The following is a 22,013-nucleotide window of genomic DNA, read 5'->3' as shown; positions in this document are numbered from 1 at the left end:
AGATCTACGTGCTAACCAGCAGGCGCCGTGGCGATCGTGCGGAACGTCGTGGCACCGACCCCAGGGGCTGCTCCAACGCGGCTCCTGCGGTCGTCCGTCCCGTGATGTCGGGAAGTGCACCAATTTCCAGAGAAACTAATGTTTTCTTGGGCACTTAACCGGCAGATAGCTGACCGACGGTGCAGGCCGTGACCGACGCTATGGCATCGCCTCCTTGGCACAACGGGCCCGCTTCGCTCAAGGCCGCAGCTGGGCTGCCGTTCTCTTCATCTTTGTCAAGCGCGCGCCCTTCTGCAGCAGTCGATCAGCGCGCCTGCCGCACCGCTGGCAAGGCGTTCGTGGTCGACGATTCTAAGACGGATCAGCTTCGGGCACGGCCACCGAAACTGATATCGCAGCCATGTTCAGGAGCGGGTGCTTACCGTGCTTGAAAAGCCGCTGTTCCTCATTGCTTGACACTGGCTCGGACAGGCCGCTAATCGTCAGGCTTCAGAAGGGCAACTTCCAGACGAAATAGAGAAACGCAGCAATTGCTCCCCAGAAAAGTATGCCGCGGAAGATAAAAGCGACCGCCATGTTAATCGCCATTTTGCCCAAGCCGCTCCGCCATGGCGATTGCATCGATCGCGTCTGCCAGCCCTTCTAAGAAAATCCGATACCACGCATCATCATCTGGAAGGTCCCACTCTCGTAGACTGCCGACATAACGGGTCAGAGCAATAACGCCCGCGATCGTGGTTGGCCTCGAACGGATGAGCACATTCACTTGCTCCCCGAGAGCATGGTTCCTTTGACAGCTGATTTGGTCGGCGGCATCAAACTCGGGCCCCTCATCGAGCTTCGCCGATACGGACAGGGCCGCCTCGTAATGCGCCGACAGCTCGCGATGACGCTCGATCACTACGAAGATTAGATCCCGATCGGCTGTAGTAGTCGACTGGACGGAAATTTTCGGCGATGACAATGTTGGCCCCAAGCAAGTAGCAGGGCTACGTTAGCATCGCGGCCACGATGATAATCAGCGTAGAGAGTCCTTATCTGCGGTATTTCTGCTCGATCGGCTTCGCATTCAGGCGAGGTTACCGGTTCCATTGGCAGCTCGAGAAGTTTCGCGGACCAGGGCACGCGCGTTACTCGCCGGAAAACGGCTCCGCTCCAGCTGTTCACGAGCTATGCAGAATTCTGGGTGACGAGGTGATCAGGCGGCGTGGGTTGCCGGCATTTGGATGACCTCGATGCCATCGTTGAATCTGACACCTGCGATGATCTTCGGCAACTGATTTGTGCCTTTGAGCCGCCGCCAGGTTTTTGATGCGGCGACAACCAGTTTGAACACCATCAGCCTGGCGGTCGTTGCCGACAGCGATCCTTTCGTCCGCACGGTTCTGTGCCGCATGGTCGCGAACGCGGTTTCGATGGGGTTGGTAACCGGTATGATGTCTCGGTGCCAACGTTTTGCCCCGGCGTCCCACGCCGTGGCGTATGGTGCGACCATCGGGACAGAGGCACCGGGAGCACGAAGGTGCGGGCAGGCCGATACACACGATGAGCCGAGAGCTCGAGTTAGTAGCTGGCCGCCTCTGCGACTCGCCCGGTTGCGCCGAGAGCGCGAATCCGTAGTTGTCGTGTCGCCGCAGCTCCCGTCATGTGTCAGGCAGGAGGTGCAAATGCGACGGGTAGTTGGCATTGACGTCCACCGTACTTTCGGGGAGGTGGTGATTTGGGAAGACGGCAGGCTCCGACATGCGGGCCGCATTGATATGACGCGGACTGCGCTGGAGGGATTTGGCAAGACCCTGCTGGCCAATGATGAGGTGGTGGTTGAAGCGACCGCCAACAGCATGGCGGTGTCGCGGGTTCTGGCGCCGTTCGTGGCGCGGGTGATTATCGCGAATCCGTTGCAGGTGAAGGCGATCGCCCAGGCTCACGTCAAGACCGACAAGATCGATGCCGGCACGCTCGCCAGTCTGCAGGCGGCCGGGATAGGCAGTCCGGTGACGCTTGCAGCCGACGCATCACGCTTCGCCACGAGGTCACCCGCGCCCAACAACCATAGTCGCGCCTGACGGCAAGTTCTAGCAGGAATGCAGTCCCATTCCACGCCAGCGTGCCGCCGTGCTCGGGCCGGTCAAGGCCAAGCCTTCCGGTGGCCGCAAATGCGGCCAGCCTTGACCGCCCCTGCGCGCGGCGGCTGCGAGATCGGTGGCCGGGACGGAAGAATGGCCCGCAGCGCAGCCGAACAAAAGAATGGACTTACAGCAATCTCCGCAATCGTCGTCTCGGCCATGAAGAAATTGCTTGTCCATCTCATCCGTCGTGCGCAAGTGATCCCAATGCTCGGCAGGGAAGTCGTAGAAGGCCAGCAGCGCGTCGCGGTCCTTGGCGAGGCATTCGACCGCCCGGCCGTACTTGGCGCGATATTTCTCGGCGAAGACGTCGATCGCCGCTTCGGCGGCCGCCCGGCTCGGCGCCCAATAGACCTCGCGCAGGTCCTTCTTCATGTTGGCCTGCACCGAGAGCGGGACCTTGTCCAGGACGTTGACGGTCTTGTGCACCCAGCAGCGCTGGTGCCGCGTGCCGGGAAAGACCTCGTCAAGCGCCTTCCAGAAGCCGAGCGCGCCGTCGCCAACGGCAATTTCCGGGGCGATTTGCAACCCGCGCTGCTTCACGTCGATCAGGCTCACGCCAGCTCTGCGCGCTCTCGCGGACGCCGACCGGAAAGCCGATCAGCTCCTTCTTGCCTTCCGGCGTCGCGCCGATCAGCACCAGCATGCATTCGCCGTGGTCTTCCATGCGCGCCTGCAGGAAGACGCCATCGGCCCACACATACACGTAGCGTCGCGCCGACAGATCGCGCTTTTGCCAGCGCTCATACTCGCCCTGCCACTCGGCCGTCAGCCGGGAGATGACCGCCGCGACAGGTTCGGCGCGTCCTTGTCCAGCAGGGCCGTCAGCGCCTCCTGGAAATCACCGGTCGAGATGCCGCGCAGGTACAGCACCGGCAACAGCGCATCCAGGCTCCTGGTGCGCCGCGCCCACAGTGGCAGGATCGCCGAGCTGAAGCGGATCCGCTCGCCGCCACCGGCCGCCCCGCGGTCCCGAATCTTCGCCCGCGCGACCTCGACCGGTCCGATGCCGGTCGCAATCGTCGGGGCCGATGCCGGTCTGGATCGTCCGCGCCGGGCCGTAACCATGTCGCACGACACGGGCGCGCCCGTCGGCCAGCTTCAAATCCTTCACCGTGGCGAGAAACGTCACGACTTCGACCTCCAAGGCCTGCGCCAGAAGCTGCCGAGCACCAGCTCGCAGAATATTGGTCAGTGGATCGTCGATATCGTCGGGCTGACGAAGGGCAACAATATTGCTAGTCTCGTTCATGGCGTATCGCTCTCCTTGAGAGGTTCTGGCAGGCTTGACACCCGCCTCGATACGCCGCCTATCTCAGTCCGTCATCACCCAGTTTCCCGCATAGCTCCTTGCTGAGGAGGGCGCCTCTGTGCAAGACAACTGGCCCCAGAAGGCATTAATGGGAACCGTTCTGTGACAGTCTCTCTTGATGGCGAAATCCGCGATGGCCGCCATCATATGCAGGTCCGCGTTTATTTCGAAGATACTGACGCCGGCCAGATTGTTTATCACGCGAATTTTTTGCGCTTCATGGAACGCGGCAGAACGAATTACTTGCGCCTACTCGGAACCAACCAGCAAGCGCTGCTCGAGGAAGCGCAGAACGACGCGCCCGGCTTTGCCTTCGTTGTCCGTTCAATGACAATCGATTTTCTAAGACCGGCGGTCTTGGACGACCTGCTCGACGTCGTGACCGTCCCGCAAGAGGTGAGGGGCGCGTCGATCGCCTTGCTGCAGGAATGCAGGCGGGGAGACGATCTCCTAGTCAAGGCGCATGTACGCGTGGCGTTTATCTCAGGCGGAAAGGCGCAGCGGATACCGAAGTCGCTGAGGCTTGCCATGGAAGGGCCTGGATAAATCTTCCCCACGTTCATGCTATGGTCTTCCAGCGACCCAATGAAATCAAGGTGCTCGACTTCTGTTGCGATATCGTCAAACCAGAGTTTTCCGGCATCGTCTATCACGCCAATTACCTGCGCTACATGGAGCGTGGACGCACCAATCATCTGCGACTGATGGGCGCCGAGCAGCAGGCGCTGTTCGAGCAGGTGGAGACGGAAGGCGCAGGCTTCGCCTTCGTGGTGCGCTCGATGCATCTGGATTTCCTGAAACCCGCGCGGATGGACGACGTGCTCGACGTCGTGACCTGGCCCGTCGCGGTGAAGGGCGCCTCGATCATGCTGGCGCAGGAGGTGCGGCGCGGTGAAGACGTGCTGGTGAAGGCCGAGGTCCGCGTCGCCTTCATCAGCGGCGGCCGCGCCCAGCCGATCCCGAAATCGATCCGCACGCTGATGAAGGCCGATTTGATTTCGTGATCGCCCGATAAGTGATCGCCTGATTTGTGACGGCCTATCGACTTCGGCAAATGCGGCGATAGATTGCGGCCCCGATCAACCGATGAGGCTACCATGTCGCGCCCGCCGCTTCCGCCCTTCACCCGTGAGACCGCCGCGCAGAAAGCGCGCATGGCCGAGGACGCCTGGAATTCACGCGATCCGGTGCGGGTCTCGCTCGCCTACACCGAGGACAGCCGCTGGCGCAATCGCTCCGAGGTGTTTCAGGGCCGCGAAGCCATCGTCGCCTTCCTCACTCGCAAATGGGAGAAGGAGCAGGATTATCGCCTGATCAAGGACCTCTGGGCCTTCGACGGCAACCGCATCGCGGTGCGCTTCCAGTACGAGTGGCACGATGGCAAAGGCCAGTGGTATCGTTCCTACGGCAACGAGCAGTGGGAGTTCGACGAGCACGGCCTGATGAAGCGGCGTGAGGCGTCGATCAACGACATCATGATCGCCGAGAAGGATCGCCGGTTTCACTGGCCGGCGCCGGGGCCGCGGCCGGCGGATGTGGCGGGCTTGGGTGAGAGCCCGTTCTGAGGTCTCAACCCTCATGGTGAGGAGCCGCGAAGCGGCGTCTCGAACCATGCAGGCCTCGCTGCTGCAGCGGGGCCGCTATCCTTCGAGACGCCCGCCTTTGGCGGGCTCCTCAGGATGAGGCGATGGGTTTGCGCGCCAGAAACCTCGTAATCGCGCCACCGAGCTTCGCGTTGTCCATCGGCTCCGCCAGCGATGCCCTTGCCGTCGCGACGACATCGTCCGGCGCCTTGCCGTCGCGAAGATCGCAGCACACTTGTGCGAACGCGACGTCGAACTCGGGGTGCGGCTGCACGGTCAGCGTCGTGCCGTTGGCATAGAGCAGGCCGGCGTGCGGGGTGAACTCCGACGACAGGATCGTCAGCGCATCGCTCGGGGGCTCGATCACCTGGTCCTGATGCGAGGCGGCGATCGCGACCGCTTCGCCTTCAATGACGCCGTTCTCCGGCAGCACCTGATAGACCTGACGGCCGATGCCCCAGCCTTTCTCCGACTTGCGCACGGTGCCGCCGAGCGCCTGCGCGATTAGCTGGTGGCCGAAGCAGACGCCGACCATCGGCGTCTTGTTGACGTACGCCGTGCGCACGAAATCTTCCAGCGGCGCGATCCAGTCGAGCCCGTCATAGACGCCGGCGGCCGCGCCGGTGATCAGGACGGCCTCGAGCTTGCCCGGATCGGGAAGCGCATTGCCATTCGGGATGCTGATGACCTCGACCGTGGCGGCCGGATCCTCGGCGCGGACCATGCGCTCGAACATCTCGGGAAATGAACCGTGGCGTTCGCGATGCTCTGGAGGAACGAGCCCAGTCTCGATGATCGTGATGCGTGCCATGTGCGCCTCGGGTAGAAGGTTGCGCGTGTGATCGCAAGCTCAGTCGCTTTCTGCCCCATGTTGCTGGTGCGGCGCTGTGCGCTCGAGCAGCGCGCTCTCCTTGCGGACCTCGTTGAGAAAGGCCTTGGCCAGACGCGACAGCGGCTCGGCTTCCGACCACAGCATATAGGCGACCGCCTGCGTCGTCGGCGTGAACGGACGGACGACGAGGCCGCTGCCGCCGTTCTGCCGCGGCGAGAACGGATCGACCACCGCAGCGCCGACGCCGGCGGCCGCGAGCACGCAGGCCGTGTTGCAGTAGCGCACCTCGACAGTCGGCCGGAACGGCGCACCGGCACGGGCAAAGCTGTCGCGCACGGCTTCGCCAAGCCGCGTGCCGCGCTCGAGCCCGATGAAGGGCAGGCCGGAAAGATCGGACGCAGATATCATCGGCCTGTCGGCGAGCGGATGCTGCGGCGGCACCACGCACACCATCTCGCCGGTATGCACCACCTCATGCGCGATGCCGGGATGATGCGTCAGCCCGAGGGCGAAGCCGAGCTCGGCGACGCGGCTGAGCACGCCTTCGATGATACCCTCGTAGCGACGCACGTCGAAGAACACGCGCGTCTCAGGGCGACGGCGCAGGAAGCCTGACAGCGCGGAAGGGATGATGCTGTAGGCGAGCGGCGGGGTCGCCACGATGGCGAGATGCCCGGAGCGGTTCTCGCGCAGATCGCGCACGCGGTTCTCGAGCTTTGCGTGCAAGGCGAAGATCGCTTCGCTCTCCTTGTAGAGCGCCATTGCTTCGGCGGTCGGAAACAGCCGGTTGTTGACGCGCTCGAACAGCGCGAAGCCGGCTTGCGCCTCCATCGTCTTCAGCGCGTTGCTCACCGCGGGCTGCGACAGCGCCAGCTCGTCCGCCGCCGCAACCGTGGTGCGGTGGCGGATGACCGCACGCAGAATCTCGAGCTGACGCAGGTTCATATCACTGCCGATTATACTCAGGGCCAAAACATCATAGCAAAGCGAATTGATTTTGCAGCCCCGCTCGCCCGTAATGGCAGCGGATTTGCGCGTCGCATCAAAGGGTTCATTCGCCCATTGAGGCAGCACTGCGCACAGATTGGAGGCAAACTTGGTTCGTGTCCTTCGCGCCGCCGCCGCTCAGATGGGGCCGACGCAAAAAGCCGATACGCGCGAGCATACGCTGTCGCGGATGCTCGACATGCTGGAGGAGGCGGCTGGTCGGGGTGCGAGCCTTGTGGTGTTTCCAGAACTCGCCTTCACCACCTTCTTCCCGCGCTGGCTGCTCGAAGGCGAGGCGCTCGACCGGTATTTCGAGCGCAGCATGCCGAACCCCGCGGTGGCAAAGCTGTTCGATCGCGCACGTGCGCTCCGCGTCGGCTTTTATGTCGGCTATGCCGAGCTGACGCCGGACGGTCGGCGCTACAACTGCTCTATCCTGGTCGATCGCGACGGCGAGATTCTCGGCCGCTACCGCAAGGTGCATCTTCCCGGGTCAGTCGAGCCGCGTCCGGGCGCGCGCTACCAGCAGCTCGAGAAGCGCTATTTCGAATATGGCGATCTCGGCTTTCCCGCCTTCCGCGCCGGCTCGTCCTGGGCCCACGCCATCATGGGCATGATGATCTGCAACGATCGGCGCTGGCCGGAATCCTGGCGCGTGCTCGGCCTGCAAGGCGTCGAGCTCGTCTGCATCGGCTACAATTCGGCGGCCTATGATCCAAACGGCGGCACCACCGAAGACGGTGCCTTGCGCACCTTCCACTCGACGCTGGTGACCCAGGCCAACGCCTACATGAACGCGACCTGGGCGATCTCGGTGGCCAAGGCGGGCGAGGAGGACGGCTCCGGGCTGATCGGCGGCTCCTGCATCGTCGATCCCAATGGCCGCATCGTCGCGCAGGCGCAGACGCTCGCGGATGAGGTGATCGTTGCCGACATCGATCTCGATCTGTGCCGCCAGGGCAAGGACAAGATGTTCAATTTCGCCGCCCATCGGCGGCCCGAGCAGTACAGGGTGATCATCGAGCGCGCCGGCGTCATCGAGCCGGCCGTTCTCGACGCAGATTGATTTCAAACGGCCGATCGCACCGTTGGCAAAGGAGCTGACATGACACGCCTCTCGCATTTGCTTGCCTTCGCAGCGTTGGCTGCCGTGACGCCGGCGCAGGCGGCCGAGCTTCCGGCGGAGATCAAGCAGGCCGGCATGCTGAAGCTCACGGTCAATTCCACCTACGCGCCGATGGAATATCGCGATCCCGCAACCAACGAGCTGGTCGGGCTCGATATTGACCTGGCGAACGAGCTCGCCAAGCGGCTTGGCGGCCTCAAGATCGTCTGGAGCGAGACGCCGTTCGCCGAGCTGATCCCCTCGCTCCAGACCAAGCACGCCGATTTCATCATCTCCGGCATCTCGGATCGCGCCTCGCGGCGCGAGACCGCCGATTTCGTCGATTATCTCGCAACCGGCCCGCAGTTCTTCGTGATGGCGGAGAGCGGGGCCAAGGATGCGACCGATCTCTGCGGCAAGAAGGTCGGTACCACCCGCAGCACCAGCTTTCCGGTCGAGATCGAGAAGTGGAGCAAGCAGAATTGCGAGCCGGCCGGCAAGCCGGCGATCCAGTATGTTCCGGGCGAGAACTCGATCGACGTCCGCAACCAGCTCAAGCAGGGCCGCATCGACGCCGCCGTGCAGGGCAGCGAGACGCTGCCTTACGCCCAGACGCAGGAGCCCGGCAAATACCGCGTCGTCGGCGAGCCCTTTGCCAGGGGCTATCAGGGCATCATGTTCCGCAAGGACGATGCGGCCTTGCGCGAGGTCGTGACGGAGAAGCTCGCGGCGATGATCGCTGACGGCTCGTACAAGGCCATTCTCGACAAATGGGGCTTGGGGACCAATGCAGTCGCCCAGCCCATGCTGAACGCGGCGCCGCAATGAAGCCGGCGCCGGCACTCGCGGAAGGATTTCCCGATCTGTCGGGCCTGCGGATCGCGCGCGAGCCGCATTGGTTTCGCTGGATCAGCGCGGCCCTGATCGTGCTCGTGCTGGCGGCGATCGCGCGCGCCTTTGCGAATGGCCAGATCGAATGGTCCTATGTGAACCGCTTCCTGACCGCAAAGGTCATCCTCGAAGGCATCGTCAACACCATGGTGATGGCGGTGCTGGCGATGGTGCTCGGCATCTTTCTCGGCATCGTCGTCGCGATCATGCGGCTGTCGCCCAGTCCGGTGCTGAAGACGGTGGCGGCCGGCTACACCTGGCTGTTTCGGGGCACTCCGCTGATCCTGCAATTGCTGCTGTGGTTCAATCTCGCGCTGGTGTTCCCGACCATCGGCATCCCCGGCCTGTGGTCCGCACGCGCCGTCGACGTCATGACGCCATTCCTCGCCGCCTTGCTTGGGCTCGGCATCAACCAGGGCGCCTACACCTCCGAAGTGATGCGCGCCGGCATGCTGTCGGTCGATATCGGGCAATATGAAGCGGCGCAGGCGATCGGGATGGGGCGGCTGCGCGCGCTGCGCCGGATCGTGCTGCCGCAGGCGATGCGCGTGGTGATCCCGCCGCTCGGCAACGAGTTCATCGGCATGGTGAAGGCGACCTCGCTCGCGAGCGTGATCCAGTATCCGGAACTGCTGCACAATGCCGAGAACATCTATTACGCCAACTCCCGCGTGATCGAGCTCCTGATCGTCGCCGGGCTCTGGTACCTGCTCGTGGTCTCGATCCTGACCCCGCTCCAGATGTTGCTCGAACGCCGCTTTGCGCGCGGCACATTGCGGCTGGCGCGATGACAAAACCGCTCGTCGCGATCCGCTCCGTAGCCAAGAACTTTGGAGAGTTTCAGGCTCTCAAGAACGTCTCGCTCGACGTCTGGCCCGGCGAGGTGATGTGCCTGATCGGCGCCTCCGGGTCCGGCAAGACGACGCTGCTCCGCTGCATCAACCAGCTTGCCACGATCGATGCCGGCGGCATCTGGCTCGACGGCGAGCTGCTCGGGGTGCGCGAACAGGGCGGAAAACTCCATCGCCTGAGCGAGCGCGAGATCGGCCGGCAGCGGCTCAAGACCGGCATGGTGTTCCAGCGCTTCAACCTGTTTCCGCACAAGACCGCGCTGGAGAACATCACGGAAGGTCCAACCCAGGTGCAGGGACGCAAGTTGGACGAGGTGCGCGCCGAGGCGATCGAACTGCTTCGTCGCGTCGGGCTGGCGGCCAAGGCGGATTCCTATCCAGCGCAGCTTTCCGGCGGCCAGCAGCAGCGCGTCGCGATCGCGCGGGCCCTCGCCATGAAGCCGATGCTGATGCTGTTCGACGAGCCCACCAGCGCGCTCGATCCCGAGCTCGTCGGCGAGGTGCTCGCGGTCATGAGGGAATTGGCGAAGAGCGGCATGACCATGATGGTGGTGACGCACGAGCTCGGCTTCGCCCGGGAGGTCGCCGACCGCGTCGTCTACATGGATCAGGGCGCGATCGTCGAGCAGGGCCGCGCCTCCGACGTGTTGGGCGCGCCGCGCGAGGAGCGCACCAAGGCATTTCTTTCGGCAGTGATCTGACATTGGGGGTATGGTGATGAAGAGATTCTTGCTTGCGGCGGTGTTCCTGGGCGTCATGAGCGCGTCGGCGATGGCGGCCGAATTGCCGCCTGAGATCGCCAAGCGCGGCAGCCTCAAAGTGGCGATCGTGCCGAACTACCCGCCGATGGAATTCCGCGATCCCGCCACCAACGCGCTCTCCGGTTTCGACGTCGATCTCGGCGAAGCCATCGGCCGCAAGCTCGGCGTCAAGATCGAATGGACCGAGACCAGCTTCGCCGAGTTCATGCCTTCGATCTCGACGGGGCGGGTGGATGCCATCCTGTCCGGCTTCACCGACTATGCGAGCCGGCACGAGGTCGCGACCTTCGTCGATTATTTGCGCAGCGGCCCGCAGTTCTTCGTGCAACACTCGCGCAAGGCGGAATTCAAGGATGCGATGTCGCTGTGCGGCAAGAAGGTCGGCTCCAGCCGCCGTACCATGTTCCCGGCGCAGATCGCGGCGTGGAGCGAGAAGAACTGCGGCAGCAATCCGATCCAGGTCGTCGGCACCGACGGCTCGGCCGATGCGCGCACTCAGCTGAGGCAAGGCCGCATCGATGCCGCCGCCCAGGGCAACGAGACGCTGCCCTACATCATGGACCTCGAGCCCAACACCTATGCGACCGTGGGCGAGCCCATCGCACAGCAATTCACCGGCATTGCCCTGCCGGTGAAGGAGAAGGCATTGCAGCAAGCAATGCTGGAGGCGGTCGACGCGCTGATCGCGGACGGCACCTACAAGACGCTGCTGGCGAAGTGGAAATTGAGCGACAACGCAATCGAGAAGGCGACCATCAATGCTGGACAGTAAGGCACTCCAGAGCATCCCGCTCGTTCCGGCCAACACTGCGGATCCCGCGCCGGAATATCCCTGGCCCAAGCCGTACACGTCCGCGATGTTCCTGTCGTTCGACGTGGACGCCGAGAGTGCCTGGACCAGCAAGGACGCGTTGCATGCGCAGCGGCTGATCACCATGAGCTATGGCGGCTTTGAGGCGCGGGTCGGCACGCCGAAGCTTTTGGAGCTGCTCGACCAGCTCGATCTCAAGGCGACGTTCTTCGTCACGGGGTGGTCGGTCGACGCGCATCCGGCGATGGCGGAGTCCATCCTCAAGGCCGGTCACGAGATCGGCCATCACGGCTATCACCATCTGCTGCCGGATCCCGGCGATCCCTGGATCGAGGAGGAGCTGGAGCGCGGCTTCGAGGCGCTGAAGCGCCGGCTCGGCGTCAAGCCGACCGGCTATCGCGCGCCCTATGGCGAGTTCACGGAGGAGCTGCGCGTCGCGCTGGTACGCCACGGCATTGTCTATACGTCATCGTTCCGCGACGACGTCAGGCCCTATCGCCATCGTCTCGCCGACGGCAAGCCGGGCACGATCGAGCTGCCGGTGACGGCGAGCTATGACGACTGGATGCACGGCCTGTCCGCCCGTTTCAGCCCGCGTTCGATCTTCCCGAAAGAGCATGTGCTCTCGATGTGGAGGGACGAGCTCGACGAAGTCCGCGACTGGGGCGCGATGGTCACGACGGTGCTGCATCCGCAATGCAGTGGCCGTCCGATGCGGCTGCGTCTGCTGCGCGAGTTCCTGACCTATGCTAGGTCGTGCCCGGATGTCTGGATCACGACCGGCGAGAACATCGCGGAAAACTTCCTGCGCCACGAGGCCGGCAACCGTTGACCCGCATCCTCGTCATCAACCCGAACTCCTCCGCGTCGGTGACGGCGGCGATCGACGACGCGGTCGCGCCGTTGCGTATAACCGGCGGACCTGAGATCGAGGTGGTTGGCCTTGCCGAGGGGCCGCCGGGCATCAGCTCGCAGCGAGATGCCGACAGCGTCGTCATGCCGCTGGTGACCCGCGTCACGCGCGACGATGCCAATGCCTTCGTGCTCGCCTGCTTCAGCGATCCCGGCCTGCATGCGGTGCGCGAGGCGGCCGGCGGGCGCCCGGTGCTGGGTATCGCCGAATGCGGCATCTTTCGCGCGCTGATGCTGGGCGAACGTTTTGGCGTCATCGCGCTGTCGCCGTCGAGCATCCGCCGCCAGCAGCGCATGGTGCGGGTCATGGGCGTTGACAGCCGCTATGCCGGGAGCTGGTCGGTCGGCGCGAGCGCGGCGGAGACGGCCGGTGCGGATATCCGTGGTCGCCTGATCGAAGCCGGCCATGCCCTGGTCACGCAATGCCGCGCCGACGTCGTTGTGATGGGCTGCGCCGGCATGGCCTCGCACCGTGCGGCGATTGCGGAAGCGATCGGCGTGCCCGTGATCGAACCGGCGCAGCAGGCCGTCGCGGCCGCGTTGGGCGCGGTGCTGTTGAACCACTGAACGAATGCATCTGTCCCTTTAGGAGCTCCTCGCAATGCCCATCTCCCGCCGCTCGCTCCTCAAGGCGGCCGCAACCATGCCGGCGCTGTCGTTGCCGGGTGTCGTACGCGCCGAAGCGCAGAGCACCTTGCGCTTCATTCCCGTCATCGATCTTGCTTTCGTCGACCCGATCTATTCCACCGCGCAGGTGTCGCGAAACCACGGCTTCATGGTTTACGACACTCTCTATGGCATGAGCTCGTCGCTCCAGGTGTCGCCGCAGATGCTGTCGGGCCATGTCGTCTCCGCTGACGGGCTGCAATGGGATCTCACATTGCGCGACGGCCTGTTCTGGCACGACGGCGAGCGCGTGCTCGCGCGCGACTGCGTCGCCAGCATCCGCCGCTGGGCGGCCCGCGACGGCTTTGGCGGCGAGTTGTTGGAGGCGACGGCCGAACTGCTGGCCGCCGACGATCGCACCATCCGTTTTCGCCTCAAGCGCCCGTTCCCGCTGCTGCCGCAGGCGCTCGGCAAGGCCGCGATCAATGCCTGCTTCATGATGCCGGAGCGGCTGGCAAGCCAGGATCCGTTCAAGCCGCTGACCGAAGTGATCGGCAGTGGCCCGTTCCGCTATCTCGCCGACGAGCGCGTGCAGGGCGCCCGCAACGCCTATGCCAAATTCGAGCGCTACCAGCCGCGCACGGACGGCAGACCGGATTGGACGGCGGGTCCGAAGATCGTGCACTACGACCGCGTGGTCTGGACCACCACGCCTGATGCCGGCACCGGCGTCGCCGCGCTCCAGACCGGCGAGCAAGATTGGCAGGAGACCACGCCGCATGATCTGTTGCCGGTGATCAAGGCTGCCGGCGACATCGAGACGCGTATCCTCGATCGCCGCGGCTACGCCTGCATGCTGCGCCTCAATCACCTGCAGCCGCCGTTTGACAATCCCGCCATCCGGCGTGCCCTGCTGGGTGCGATCGACCAGTCCGCGTTCATGACCGCGGTCGCCGGCACCGATCCGGCCTTTCAGGTCTCGCCGATCGGCTTCTTCGCGCCCGGCACGCCGATGGCGACCGACGTTGGCCTCGATGTGTTCCGTGGCCCGCGTGATTACGCCAAGGTGAAGGCCGATCTGAAAGCCGCCGGTTACAACGGCGAGAAGATCGTGGTGCTGGTCCCAACCAACTCGCTGGCGCAGAAGCCGCTTGGCGAGATCGCGGTTGATAGCTTGCGTAAGGCCGGCATGAACGTCGAATATGCCGGACTCGATTTCGCCGTCGTATTGCAGCGCCAGCTCAAGAAGGACCCGATCGGACAGGGCGGCTGGAGCGCGGCGGTCGGCAATTGGCAGGGCATCGACTGGCTCAACCCGGCCGGCAACACCAACATCCGCGGCGAAGGCAAGGTCGCCGGCTGGTACGCGAGCGAGAAGATGGGGCCGTTGCGCAGCCAGTGGCTTGCGGCCTCCGAGCTCGCGGAGCAGCAACGCATCTGCCGCGAGATCCAGGCGGTCGCGTTCGAGGAAATCCCCTATATTCCGATCGGCCTGTACAAACAGCCGACCGCCTATCGCAAGGCCATCACCGGCATTCTCGACGGCACCGCCGTCTTCTGGAACGTGCGCCCCGCATGAGCACCACAGCAATTTTCGGCAGCTATGTGCTGTCACGGAAGGACGGCGCGCAGGATGTGCTGCGCGACCATTGGGTCCTGGTCGAGGACAAAAGGATCGCGGCAATCACGCGCGACAGGCCCAGCGCGGACCAGGTCCATGATCGTCCGGGCCGGTTCGTGCTGCCGGGCCTCTTGAACCTGCACAATCACTGCTTCTCCGAGGCGGTCGCGCGCAGCCACACCGAAGACGGCAATGGCCGCCGCAATAACCAGAGCATCGTCTATACGGTGCTGCTGCCGCTGACCAAACGCGGGGCCGACATCTTGTCGGCGGAAGAGCGGCTCGCGGTGGCACGGCTCGGCATTCTCCAACTCCTGAAGGGCGGCGCCACCACGGTGATGGAGCCGTTCCGCAATTCGATTCCGGAAATGTTCGACGCGGCGGAGGAGATGGGCATCCGCTTCTACGGCGCGCCCTATCTGTTCTCCACATCCGACGCCAAAGCGGGCCCGGACGGTATCGTGCACTATTCCGGCGATGACGGCGCCAAGGACATGGCGATCTGGGATGCACTCTACCAGCGCTGGCACAATCGCGGCGACGGCCGCATCAGCCTTGCGATGAGCCCGCACGCCACAGACACCTGCGGTCCTGATCTGCTGAAAGCATGCGCCACCCGGGCGCGCGAGCTCGGGGTGCCCATCACGACGCACATGGCGCAGAGCCGAGCCGAGGTCGAGACCATCGGCAAGCGCTATGGCGGCCGCACGCCGGCGCAATATCTGGACTGGCTCGGCCTGCTGGCGCCCGACCTCATGGCGGCACATTGCATGTTCAGCAGCGACGACGACCTCAAGCTGATGGCCGCGCGTGGCATGACCGTGCTGAACTGCCCGCGCGTCTTCGCGCGCGCCGGCATCACCGCTGCATTCAGCCGCTTCGCCGGGCACGGTGTGCGCACCGTGGTCGGCACCGATGGCTACAACATGGACCTGCTCGGCGAACTCAATGCCGCCTCACTGATCTCAAAGATCACCTCGGCGCGTCCCGACGTCGCGAACTCGCCGGAGCTGATCGAAGCGAACACGGCTGTCGCCGCCGATGTCATCAAGCGCCCGGATCTCGGGCGCATCGAGCCGGGCGCCACCGCCGATCTCACCGTTGTCGATCTCACCCATCCGCATCTTCAGCCGCTGTTCGATCCCCGCCGCGCGCTGATCGCGCTCGCCAACCGCGCCAATATCGATCAGGTCATGGTCGACGGTCGTGTGCTGATCGATGCCGGCCGCTATCTCGGCGCCGACGAAGCTGCGATCACCGCGGCCGGCACCGCCGCGATCGGCAAGATCTGGGACCTGCCGGAAGCGCAGGCCGCGTTCAACGGCTAAAGAAGGTGCGCTCCCTCTCCCGCTTGCGGGAGAGGGTAGGGGAGAGGGTTCTCTCAGCACAGGGGCATTCCCAATGAGGAGAGAGCCCCCACCCGGCGCTCCGCGCCGACCTCCCCCGCAAGCGGGAGAGGTTGCAGCGAGCCCGGGGCGAGAGTGATTCAACTCAATGCGTTTCGGCAGCGTCCTCGAATTCGACCAACGCCTTGCGCATGGTTTCGACCAGATCGAGCGCCACCGGCGAGGGACTGCGCTGTGCCGGAAAGACGGCGGAGAATTCGAAGTCGATGCGCGGCAGGAAGCGACGCGCGACCACGCCGCGGGTGGCGAATTCCCGCGCGGTGAAGGGGTCGCAGATCGCGACGCCAAGCCCTGACGACACCATGCCGCACATGATCTCCGACAACGTGGTCTCGACCCTGAGCACGCGGCGGACCTCGTGACGATTGAAGACCTGGTCGAGGAGATGCCGGCTTGACGATCCCGCCGACAGCGAGATGAACGTCTCGCCTTCGAAATCGCGCGGCTCCAGGACTTCCTTCTCCGCGAGGCGATGACCGGTCGGCAGCACCGCGACGCGCGCCGGCGCCGGCAGCCGCAGGCTCGGCAGGCCGGAATGGGCGATCGGCACCTCGGCAAAGCCGATGTCGCATTGATTGTTCAGAACCCAGTCGACGACGATCGGAGAGATCACGCCGAAGAAAGCGAGATTGAGGTTCGGCCGCTCCTGCAGGAAGTGCCCGGCCAGGCGCGGCAAAAAGCCGTTCGCAAGCGCCGGGAGCGCGGCGATGCGCAGCGAGCCGGTGCGGCGGCCGCGGATTTCCTCGGCTGCCGCCGTGATGCGCTCGAGGCCGACGAACGAGCGCTCGACCTCGGTATAAAGCGCCATCGCCGCCGCGGTCGGCACCAGGCCGGTGCCGCGCCGCTCGAACAGCTCCATCTTCAACAGCGCCTGGAAGTCGCGTAGCAACCGGCTGACCGCAGGCTGCGTCACCACCATCAGCTTCGCAGCCTCCGTGACGCTGCCGGTCAGCATCATCGCGCGGAAGGCCTCTACCTGCCGCGAATTGATCCGCGCCATCCCATCGTCCAATCATAACATTTCGGCATGCAGAGGGTGCCATTATTCATTGGACGATGGAAGTATAGGTCTGCGATCTTTTTCATCAGAGCTGGAGCCAGCTCGCTTTTTCGGCAGATTGGAGGCGTTCAAACCTCCAAATCGCGCCAAAACCCGCCGAGCAGGGGCCGGAGCCCTGATCTGAGAGGGATTTGCGCGGAAGAAAATGCGGAAGGCGCCCAGCCGGAGATTTGTCGGCACGTCACCTCATTCCGGTATGGAGATCGGTCCACATGAAGACTTTTCGCCTTCTGACCGCGGTCAGCATCGCAGCACTCATTGCCGCCCCGTCGGCCGCCTCGGCCCAGCAAAAGACGCTCTATGTCGCCGGCTACGGCGGCTCGTTCGAGAAAACGATTCGCGACGAGGTGATCCCGGCGTTCGAAAAGGAGAACGGCGTCAAGGTCGAATACGTCGCCGGCAATTCCACCGATACGCTGGCCAAGCTCCAGGCGCAGAAGGGCAACCAGCAGATCGACGTCGCCATCGTCGACGACGGCCCGATGTACCAGGCGATCCAGCTCGGCTTCTGCGGCAAGCTCGACGGCCTGCCCGCCGACCTCTACGACACCGCGCGCTTCAAGGACGATCGTGCCGTCGCCATCGGCATCGTCGCGACCGGCCTGATGTACAACACCAAGGTGTTCAAGGAGAAAGGCTGGGCGCCGCCGACCTCCTGGAACGATCTGAAGGACACCAAATACGCCAAGCAGCTCGTGATCCCGCCGATCAACAACACTTACGGTCTCGAAGCGCTGGTGATGTTGTCGAAGATGAACGGCGGCGGCGAGACCAACGTCGATTCCGGCTTCAAGATCTTCAAGGAACAGATCAATCCGAACGTGCTCGCCTATGAGCCGTCGCCGGGCAAGATGACCGAGCTGTTCCAGTCCGGCCAGGCCGTGATCGCAGTGTGGGGCACCGGCCGTGTGCAGAGCTTTGCCAATACCGGCTTCCCCGTCGACTTCGTCTATCCCAAGGAAGGCGCCGCGACGCTGCTGACGACGGCGTGTCCGATCGCCAAGCCCAATGCCTCGCCGGTGGCGGCGAGCTTCGTCAAGATGCTGCTCGATCCGAAAACCCAGCTCGTGATGCTGAAGGATTACGGCTACGGCCCGGTGCTGAAATCGCTGGTGATCCCGCCGGAGCTCGGCAAGATGGCGCCGATCGGCGAGCGTGCGGCCAAGCTCTACAATCCGGACTGGACCGTCATCAACGAGAAGCGCGAGGAGTGGACCAAGCGCTGGAATCGCGAGGTCGAACGCTGATCGGTCGCCGCGGAGACAGCGTCATGGCCTATCTCGAGCTCGATCGGGTCGCAAAGCAGTTCGGCACGCAGACCGTGGTCGACGACTTCAGCCTGTCGGTGGGGAAGGGGGAGTTCATCTCCTTCCTCGGCCCCTCCGGCTGCGGCAAGACCACGACGTTGCAGATGATCGCGGGTTTCCTCGATCCCACACGCGGCGCGATCCGGCTGGAGGGCAAGGATCTGGCCGCGATCCATCCGGCCAAGCGTGGCCTCGGCATCGTGTTCCAGAGCTACGCGCTGTTTCCGCACATGACGGCGGCGGAGAACGTCGCCTTTGGCCTCGAGATGCGCAATGTGCCACGCAACGAGCGGGCCGAGCGCGTTCGCTCCGCGCTCGCGATGGTCGGCCTCGCCGGCTACGAGGACCGCCATCCCCGCCGCATGTCCGGCGGCCAGCAGCAGCGCGTGGCGCTGGCGCGTGCGCTGGTGATCAAGCCGAGCGTGCTCCTGCTCGACGAGCCGCTGTCGAACCTCGACGCCAAGCTGCGCGAGGAAATGCAGATCGAGCTGCGCCAGATCCAGCGTACAGTCGGCACCACGACGATTCTGGTCACGCATGACCAGAACGAGGCGATGTCGCTGTCCGACCGCATCGTGGTGATGAGCCAGGGCAAGATCGAGCAGATCGGCACGCCGCAGGAGACGTATGAGAAGCCGGCCTCCGCCTTCGTCTCGCAGTTTCTCGGCAAGACCAACGACTTTGCCGGGACGATCGACCGGACCGCGACGCCCGCGCAGCTGGTGGCGGGCTCCTGGAGCGCGCCGGCGCCGGTGGGCTTGAGCGGCCCCGTGACGGTCAGCATTCGTCCTGAAAGGATCGGCTTCGGCGATGCCGGCCTCTCTGCAAAGATCATCACGCGAATTTTCCAGGGCAATCACTGGCTGTTCCAGTGCGACAGCGAGTGCGGTCCGGCGATCGTGATCCGCCAGAATGACGGCAAGGCGCAACCGGGCGAAGGCGAGACCGTTCGCCTCATTTGGCGGCCCGAGGACATGAGCGTGCGCGCGAGGACTGTCGCATGAGCATGGCCGCCGAGGAGCGCAGCGTACGCGCGCCGTGGGCGCTGACCGCACCAGCCCTGATGCTGTTCGTCGGCGTGCTCTTGATCCCGCTGGTGATGACCGTGATGCTGTCGTTCCACGATTGGGGCCAGTACAAGGGCATCGAGCCGGTCTTCATCCTCAAGAACTGGCACGAGATCGCGACCGATCCCTATTACGCGGAAATGTTCTGGCGGACGTTCCGCATCGCGATCCTGACCACGGTGCTCACGGCGCTGCTCGGGGCACCTGAAGCCTACATCCTCAACCGCATGAGCGGCCGGTGGAAAAGCTTTTTCCTGCTGGTCATTCTCGGGCCGCTCTTGATCTCCGTGGTGGCGCGCACGCTCGGCTGGGCGCTGCTGTTCGGCGGCAACAACGGCCTCGTCAACAAGCTCTTGATGTCGCTCGGGGTGATGCGCTCCCCCATTCCCTTCATGTTCACCGAAACCGGCATGGTGATCGCGCTCGCGCATGTCATGATGCCGTTCATGGTGCTGTCGGTGTGGGCGGCGCTGCAGCGGCTCGATCCGCAGATCGAGAACGCGGCGATGTCGCTGGGCGCCGGTCCCGTCACCATCATCCGCCGCATCATCATGCCGCAGATCATGCCGGGGGTGCTGTCGGGCGCCATCATCGTGTTCTCGCTCTCGGCGAGCGCCTTTGCGACGCCCGCGATCATCGGCGGCCGGAGGCTCAAGGTCGCCGCGACGCTGGCCTATGACGAATTCCTCAACACCCTGAACTGGCCGCTCGGGGCCGCGGTCGCGACGCTCCTGCTGGTCGCGCTGGTCCTGATCGTCGTCGGCAGCAACGCGCTGATCGAGCGGCGCTATGCCGAGGTGTTCCGATGAGGCGGAACGGCCCCCTCGCGCTGATCTTCCACGCCATCTTCGTCATCGTGATGGTGGCGCCGATCCTGGTGGTGTGCCTGGTCGCCTTCACGCCCGAGGGTTTCCTGTCGCTGCCGACCAACGGCTTCTCCTTGCGCTGGTTCAGGACCATCGCGAACTATCCCGAATTCATTCACGCCTTCTGGGTCAGCCTTGGGTTGGGGGCGCTCTCGTCGTTCGTCGCGCTGCTGTTCGCGGTGCCGGCGGCGCTCGCGATCGCGCGCTATCGTTTCGCTGGACGTGATGCGCTTGCCGCGCTGTTCCTGTCGCCGCTGATGATCCCGCATGTCGTGCTCGGCATCGCCTTCCTGCGCTTCTTCACCTCGGCCGGCCTTGGCGGCAGCTTTGCCGCGCTGATCATCGCCCATGTCATCATCGTGTTTCCGTTCGCGCTGCGGCTGACGCTGGCAGCAGCGACCGGTATGGACCGCACGGTCGAGATGGCCGCCGTCTCGCTCGGTGCGGGCGGCTGGACCCTGTTCCGGCGCGTAACGTTGCCGCTGATCCTGCCCGGCGTCATCAGTGGCTGGGCGCTCGCCTTCATCCAGTCCTTCGACGATCTCACCATGACCGTCTTCCTCGCCGCGCCCGGCACCGAGACATTGCCGGTGCGCATGTTCCTTTATATCCAGGACAACATCGATCCGCTGGTGACGTCGGTCTCGGCCTGCGTGATCGCGATCACCATGACCGCCCTCGTTCTGCTCGACCGCTTCTACGGGCTCGACCGCGTGCTCGCCGGCAAGGGCGATACGGGGCGATAGGAGAACCCATGTCAGGAGAATATGACGTCGCCGTCGTCGGCGGCGGGCTGCTCGGCTCCGCCATTGCCTGGGGCCTCGGCCGGCTCGGCAAGACGGTCGCCGTGCTCGACGAAGGCGACATCACCAAGCGCGCCTCGCGCGCGAACTTCGCGCTGGTCTGGGTGCAGAGCAAGGGGCTCGGCATGCCCGCTTATACGGTGTGGACCGTGCAGGCGTCGCAGGCGTGGAGCCGGCTGGCGTCCGAACTGAAGCAGCAGACCGGGCTCGACGTCTGCCTTCAGCAGAACGGCGGCTTTCACCTCACCCTTGGCGAGGACGAATTCGGCCAGCGCACCGAGCTGGTCAAGCGCATGCACAACCAGACGGGCGCGGCCGACTACAAGATGGAGATGCTCTCCGCATCCGACGTGAAGAAGTCGCTGCCGCTGATCGGCCCCGAAGTCTCCGGCGGCAGCTATTGCCCGCTCGACGGCCACGTCAATTCGCTGCGGACGTTCCGCGCGTTCCACACCGGCTTCAAGGCATTCGGCATCGACTATTTCCCGGAGCGGCCGGTCTCCGCGATCGGCAAGAGCGGCGGCGAATTCCGCCTGACCACGCCGAAGGGCGAGCTCCGCGCCGCCAAGGTGGTGCTCGCCGCGGGCAACGCCAACCAGACGCTGGCGCCGATGGTCGGCCTCTATGCGCCGATGGGCCCGACCCGCGGCCAGATCGTGGTGACCGAGCGCACCATGCCGTTCCTGCCGCACCCGCTGACGACGATCCGCCAGACCGACGAAGGCACGGTGATGATCGGCGACAGCAAGGAGGACGAGCTCGACGACCGTACGCTGAAGCATTCGATCAGCGCGGTCATGACCGATCGCGCCCAGCGCATGTTCCCGCATCTGTCGCGCCTCAACGTGGTCAGGAGCTGGGCGGGCATCCGCGTCATGCCGCAGGACGGCTTTCCGATCTACGACCAGTCGGAGACGCATCCCGGCGCCTTCGTCGCCTGCTGCCATTCCGGCGTGACGCTCGCCTCCAACCACGCTTTCGAGATCGCGCGCATGGTGGTGCAGGGCGCGCTCGAGCCCGAGCTGGTCGGCGCGTTCTCGGCCAGCCGCTTCGGCGCGGGCGCGGCGAACAACAGCGGCTATTAGAGATACCGAGGAAGGAGCCAA

Annotated in this window: 21 protein-coding genes and 3 pseudogenes; 18 read left to right on the top strand and 6 right to left on the bottom strand. The window is 64.6% G+C overall.

The features are described from left to right. Nucleotides 1-577 precede the first annotated feature (577 nt). Both AC066S_RS26685 and AC066S_RS26680 read right to left on the bottom strand, forming a co-directional pair. Entirely contained in the window at nt 578-901 is a 324-nt protein-coding gene (locus AC066S_RS26685) for a hypothetical protein (protein ID WP_235884942.1), read from the bottom strand. 297 nt (nt 902-1,198) lie between these two features. After that, nucleotides 1,199-1,471 (bottom strand): annotated as a pseudogene (locus AC066S_RS26680) (IS256 family transposase); the annotation flags it as partial. Between the two features lie 196 nt (nt 1,472-1,667). On the opposite strand from AC066S_RS26680, the pseudogene AC066S_RS26675 reads away from it, so the two are divergent. After that, nucleotides 1,668-1,982 (top strand): annotated as a pseudogene (locus AC066S_RS26675) (IS110 family transposase); the annotation flags it as partial. A 309-nt stretch (nt 1,983-2,291) separates the two neighbouring features. Here AC066S_RS26675 and AC066S_RS26670 read toward each other — a convergent pair. Further along, nucleotides 2,292-3,378, bottom strand: a pseudogene (locus AC066S_RS26670) (IS256 family transposase); the annotation flags it as partial. Nucleotides 3,379-3,540: 162 nt separating this feature from the next. Here AC066S_RS26670 and ybgC point away from each other — a divergent pair. The 3 genes from ybgC to AC066S_RS26655 all read left to right on the top strand — a co-directional run bounded on the left by ybgC (nt 3,541) and on the right by AC066S_RS26655 (nt 5,003). Next, on the top strand, nt 3,541-3,984 hold the full coding sequence (ybgC, locus tag AC066S_RS26665) for a tol-pal system-associated acyl-CoA thioesterase (protein ID WP_126258727.1): 444 nt from the start codon (nt 3,541-3,543) through the stop codon (nt 3,982-3,984). 20 nt (nt 3,985-4,004) lie between these two features. Then, nucleotides 4,005-4,442, top strand: coding sequence for a YbgC/FadM family acyl-CoA thioesterase (locus AC066S_RS26660; RefSeq protein ID WP_245481428.1), 438 nt, complete (start codon nt 4,005-4,007; stop codon nt 4,440-4,442). Nucleotides 4,443-4,535: 93 nt separating this feature from the next. Continuing rightward, a complete protein-coding gene (locus AC066S_RS26655) occupies nt 4,536-5,003 on the top strand; it encodes a nuclear transport factor 2 family protein (RefSeq protein WP_135165626.1) in 468 nt (155 codons plus the stop codon). Nucleotides 5,004-5,112: 109 nt separating this feature from the next. On the opposite strand, the gene AC066S_RS26650 is transcribed toward AC066S_RS26655, so the two are convergent. After that, a complete protein-coding gene (locus AC066S_RS26650; protein ID WP_478271021.1) occupies nt 5,113-5,832 on the bottom strand; it encodes a glutamine amidotransferase-related protein in 720 nt (239 codons plus the stop codon). 39 nt (nt 5,833-5,871) lie between these two features. Next, nucleotides 5,872-6,798, bottom strand: coding sequence for a LysR family transcriptional regulator (locus AC066S_RS26645; protein ID WP_126258730.1), 927 nt, complete (start codon nt 6,796-6,798; stop codon nt 5,872-5,874). Between the two features lie 151 nt (nt 6,799-6,949). On the opposite strand from AC066S_RS26645, the gene AC066S_RS26640 reads away from it, so the two are divergent. Genes AC066S_RS26640 through AC066S_RS26600 form a run of 9 tightly spaced genes read left to right on the top strand, consistent with a single transcriptional unit; the run spans nt 6,950 to nt 15,726 of the window. Beyond that, entirely contained in the window at nt 6,950-7,906 is a 957-nt protein-coding gene (locus AC066S_RS26640; protein ID WP_135170724.1) for an N-carbamoyl-D-amino-acid hydrolase, read from the top strand. Nucleotides 7,907-7,945: 39 nt separating this feature from the next. Then, a complete protein-coding gene (locus AC066S_RS26635; protein WP_478271020.1) occupies nt 7,946-8,773 on the top strand; it encodes an ABC transporter substrate-binding protein in 828 nt (275 codons plus the stop codon). Continuing rightward, nucleotides 8,770-9,627, top strand: a complete 858-nt coding sequence (locus AC066S_RS26630) for an amino acid ABC transporter permease (RefSeq protein ID WP_478271019.1) — start codon at nt 8,770-8,772, stop codon at nt 9,625-9,627. The genes AC066S_RS26635 and AC066S_RS26630 overlap by 4 nt, the downstream gene beginning before the upstream one ends. After that, the gene (locus AC066S_RS26625) at nt 9,624-10,388 is read left to right on the top strand and encodes an amino acid ABC transporter ATP-binding protein (protein ID WP_126258734.1); all 765 of its coding nucleotides are present in this window, start codon (nt 9,624-9,626) and stop codon (nt 10,386-10,388) included. The genes AC066S_RS26630 and AC066S_RS26625 overlap by 4 nt, the downstream gene beginning before the upstream one ends. A gap of 16 nt (nt 10,389-10,404) precedes the next feature. Next, entirely contained in the window at nt 10,405-11,220 is an 816-nt protein-coding gene (locus AC066S_RS26620; RefSeq protein WP_430642528.1) for an ABC transporter substrate-binding protein, read from the top strand. Beyond that, nucleotides 11,207-12,091 (top strand): polysaccharide deacetylase family protein, encoded by an 885-nt coding sequence (locus AC066S_RS26615; RefSeq protein ID WP_478271018.1) that lies wholly within the window; start codon nt 11,207-11,209, stop codon nt 12,089-12,091. Before AC066S_RS26620 ends, AC066S_RS26615 begins: the two co-directional genes overlap by 14 nt. After that, a complete protein-coding gene (locus AC066S_RS26610) occupies nt 12,088-12,738 on the top strand; it encodes an aspartate/glutamate racemase family protein (protein WP_126258737.1) in 651 nt (216 codons plus the stop codon). Before AC066S_RS26615 ends, AC066S_RS26610 begins: the two co-directional genes overlap by 4 nt. A gap of 34 nt (nt 12,739-12,772) precedes the next feature. Next, nucleotides 12,773-14,356: an ABC transporter substrate-binding protein gene (locus AC066S_RS26605; protein ID WP_126258738.1), complete on the top strand. Its 1,584-nt coding sequence runs from the start codon at nt 12,773-12,775 to the stop codon at nt 14,354-14,356. Continuing rightward, nucleotides 14,353-15,726, top strand: a complete 1,374-nt coding sequence (locus AC066S_RS26600) for an amidohydrolase family protein (protein WP_126258739.1) — start codon at nt 14,353-14,355, stop codon at nt 15,724-15,726. The genes AC066S_RS26605 and AC066S_RS26600 overlap by 4 nt, the downstream gene beginning before the upstream one ends. Before the next feature lie 163 nt (nt 15,727-15,889). Here AC066S_RS26600 and AC066S_RS26595 read toward each other — a convergent pair whose 3' ends face one another. After that, nucleotides 15,890-16,804: a LysR substrate-binding domain-containing protein gene (locus AC066S_RS26595; RefSeq protein WP_135165616.1), complete on the bottom strand. Its 915-nt coding sequence runs from the start codon at nt 16,802-16,804 to the stop codon at nt 15,890-15,892. A 272-nt stretch (nt 16,805-17,076) separates the two neighbouring features. Between AC066S_RS26595 and AC066S_RS26590 the strand changes: the two genes are divergently transcribed. The 5 genes from AC066S_RS26590 to AC066S_RS26570 are packed head-to-tail and all read left to right on the top strand — an operon-like array spanning nt 17,077 to nt 21,992. Continuing rightward, nucleotides 17,077-18,111: an ABC transporter substrate-binding protein gene (locus tag AC066S_RS26590; RefSeq protein ID WP_478271017.1), complete on the top strand. Its 1,035-nt coding sequence runs from the start codon at nt 17,077-17,079 to the stop codon at nt 18,109-18,111. 23 nt (nt 18,112-18,134) lie between these two features. Further along, nucleotides 18,135-19,175, top strand: coding sequence for an ABC transporter ATP-binding protein (locus AC066S_RS26585; RefSeq protein WP_478271016.1), 1,041 nt, complete (start codon nt 18,135-18,137; stop codon nt 19,173-19,175). After that, entirely contained in the window at nt 19,172-20,047 is an 876-nt protein-coding gene (locus AC066S_RS26580) for an ABC transporter permease (RefSeq protein ID WP_126258743.1), read from the top strand. The genes AC066S_RS26585 and AC066S_RS26580 overlap by 4 nt, the downstream gene beginning before the upstream one ends. Continuing rightward, nucleotides 20,044-20,850: an ABC transporter permease gene (locus AC066S_RS26575; RefSeq protein WP_126258744.1), complete on the top strand. Its 807-nt coding sequence runs from the start codon at nt 20,044-20,046 to the stop codon at nt 20,848-20,850. Before AC066S_RS26580 ends, AC066S_RS26575 begins: the two co-directional genes overlap by 4 nt. A gap of 8 nt (nt 20,851-20,858) precedes the next feature. Further along, the gene (locus AC066S_RS26570) at nt 20,859-21,992 is read left to right on the top strand and encodes an NAD(P)/FAD-dependent oxidoreductase (RefSeq protein ID WP_126258745.1); all 1,134 of its coding nucleotides are present in this window, start codon (nt 20,859-20,861) and stop codon (nt 21,990-21,992) included. The last annotated feature ends 21 nt before the right edge of the window (nt 21,993-22,013 follow it).

It is taken from the genome of Bradyrhizobium sp. CFUWI, from assembly GCF_056429085.1.
This window is presented reverse-complemented; position numbering and strand designations above follow the sequence as displayed.

What these genes read in the sequence shown, in the direction of transcription:
- AC066S_RS26660 (WP_245481428.1), top strand. Translation starts at nt 4,005, where the DNA reads ATGGTCTTCCAGCGACCCAATGAAATCAAGGTGCTCGACTTCTGTTGC.
- AC066S_RS26655 (WP_135165626.1), top strand. Translation starts at nt 4,536, where the DNA reads ATGTCGCGCCCGCCGCTTCCGCCCTTCACCCGTGAGACCGCCGCGCAG.
- AC066S_RS26650 (WP_478271021.1), bottom strand. Translation starts at nt 5,832, where the DNA reads ATGGCACGCATCACGATCATCGAGACTGGGCTCGTTCCTCCAGAGCAT.
- AC066S_RS26645 (WP_126258730.1), bottom strand. Translation starts at nt 6,798, where the DNA reads ATGAACCTGCGTCAGCTCGAGATTCTGCGTGCGGTCATCCGCCACCGC.
- AC066S_RS26635 (WP_478271020.1), top strand. Translation starts at nt 7,946, where the DNA reads ATGACACGCCTCTCGCATTTGCTTGCCTTCGCAGCGTTGGCTGCCGTG.
- AC066S_RS26630 (WP_478271019.1), top strand. Translation starts at nt 8,770, where the DNA reads ATGAAGCCGGCGCCGGCACTCGCGGAAGGATTTCCCGATCTGTCGGGC.
- AC066S_RS26625 (WP_126258734.1), top strand. Translation starts at nt 9,624, where the DNA reads ATGACAAAACCGCTCGTCGCGATCCGCTCCGTAGCCAAGAACTTTGGA.
- AC066S_RS26620 (WP_430642528.1), top strand. Translation starts at nt 10,405, where the DNA reads ATGAAGAGATTCTTGCTTGCGGCGGTGTTCCTGGGCGTCATGAGCGCG.
- AC066S_RS26615 (WP_478271018.1), top strand. Translation starts at nt 11,207, where the DNA reads ATGCTGGACAGTAAGGCACTCCAGAGCATCCCGCTCGTTCCGGCCAAC.
- AC066S_RS26605 (WP_126258738.1), top strand. Translation starts at nt 12,773, where the DNA reads ATGCCCATCTCCCGCCGCTCGCTCCTCAAGGCGGCCGCAACCATGCCG.
- AC066S_RS26600 (WP_126258739.1), top strand. Translation starts at nt 14,353, where the DNA reads ATGAGCACCACAGCAATTTTCGGCAGCTATGTGCTGTCACGGAAGGAC.
- AC066S_RS26595 (WP_135165616.1), bottom strand. Translation starts at nt 16,804, where the DNA reads ATGGCGCGGATCAATTCGCGGCAGGTAGAGGCCTTCCGCGCGATGATG.
- AC066S_RS26590 (WP_478271017.1), top strand. Translation starts at nt 17,077, where the DNA reads ATGAAGACTTTTCGCCTTCTGACCGCGGTCAGCATCGCAGCACTCATT.
- AC066S_RS26585 (WP_478271016.1), top strand. Translation starts at nt 18,135, where the DNA reads ATGGCCTATCTCGAGCTCGATCGGGTCGCAAAGCAGTTCGGCACGCAG.
- AC066S_RS26580 (WP_126258743.1), top strand. Translation starts at nt 19,172, where the DNA reads ATGAGCATGGCCGCCGAGGAGCGCAGCGTACGCGCGCCGTGGGCGCTG.
- AC066S_RS26575 (WP_126258744.1), top strand. Translation starts at nt 20,044, where the DNA reads ATGAGGCGGAACGGCCCCCTCGCGCTGATCTTCCACGCCATCTTCGTC.
- AC066S_RS26570 (WP_126258745.1), top strand. Translation starts at nt 20,859, where the DNA reads ATGTCAGGAGAATATGACGTCGCCGTCGTCGGCGGCGGGCTGCTCGGC.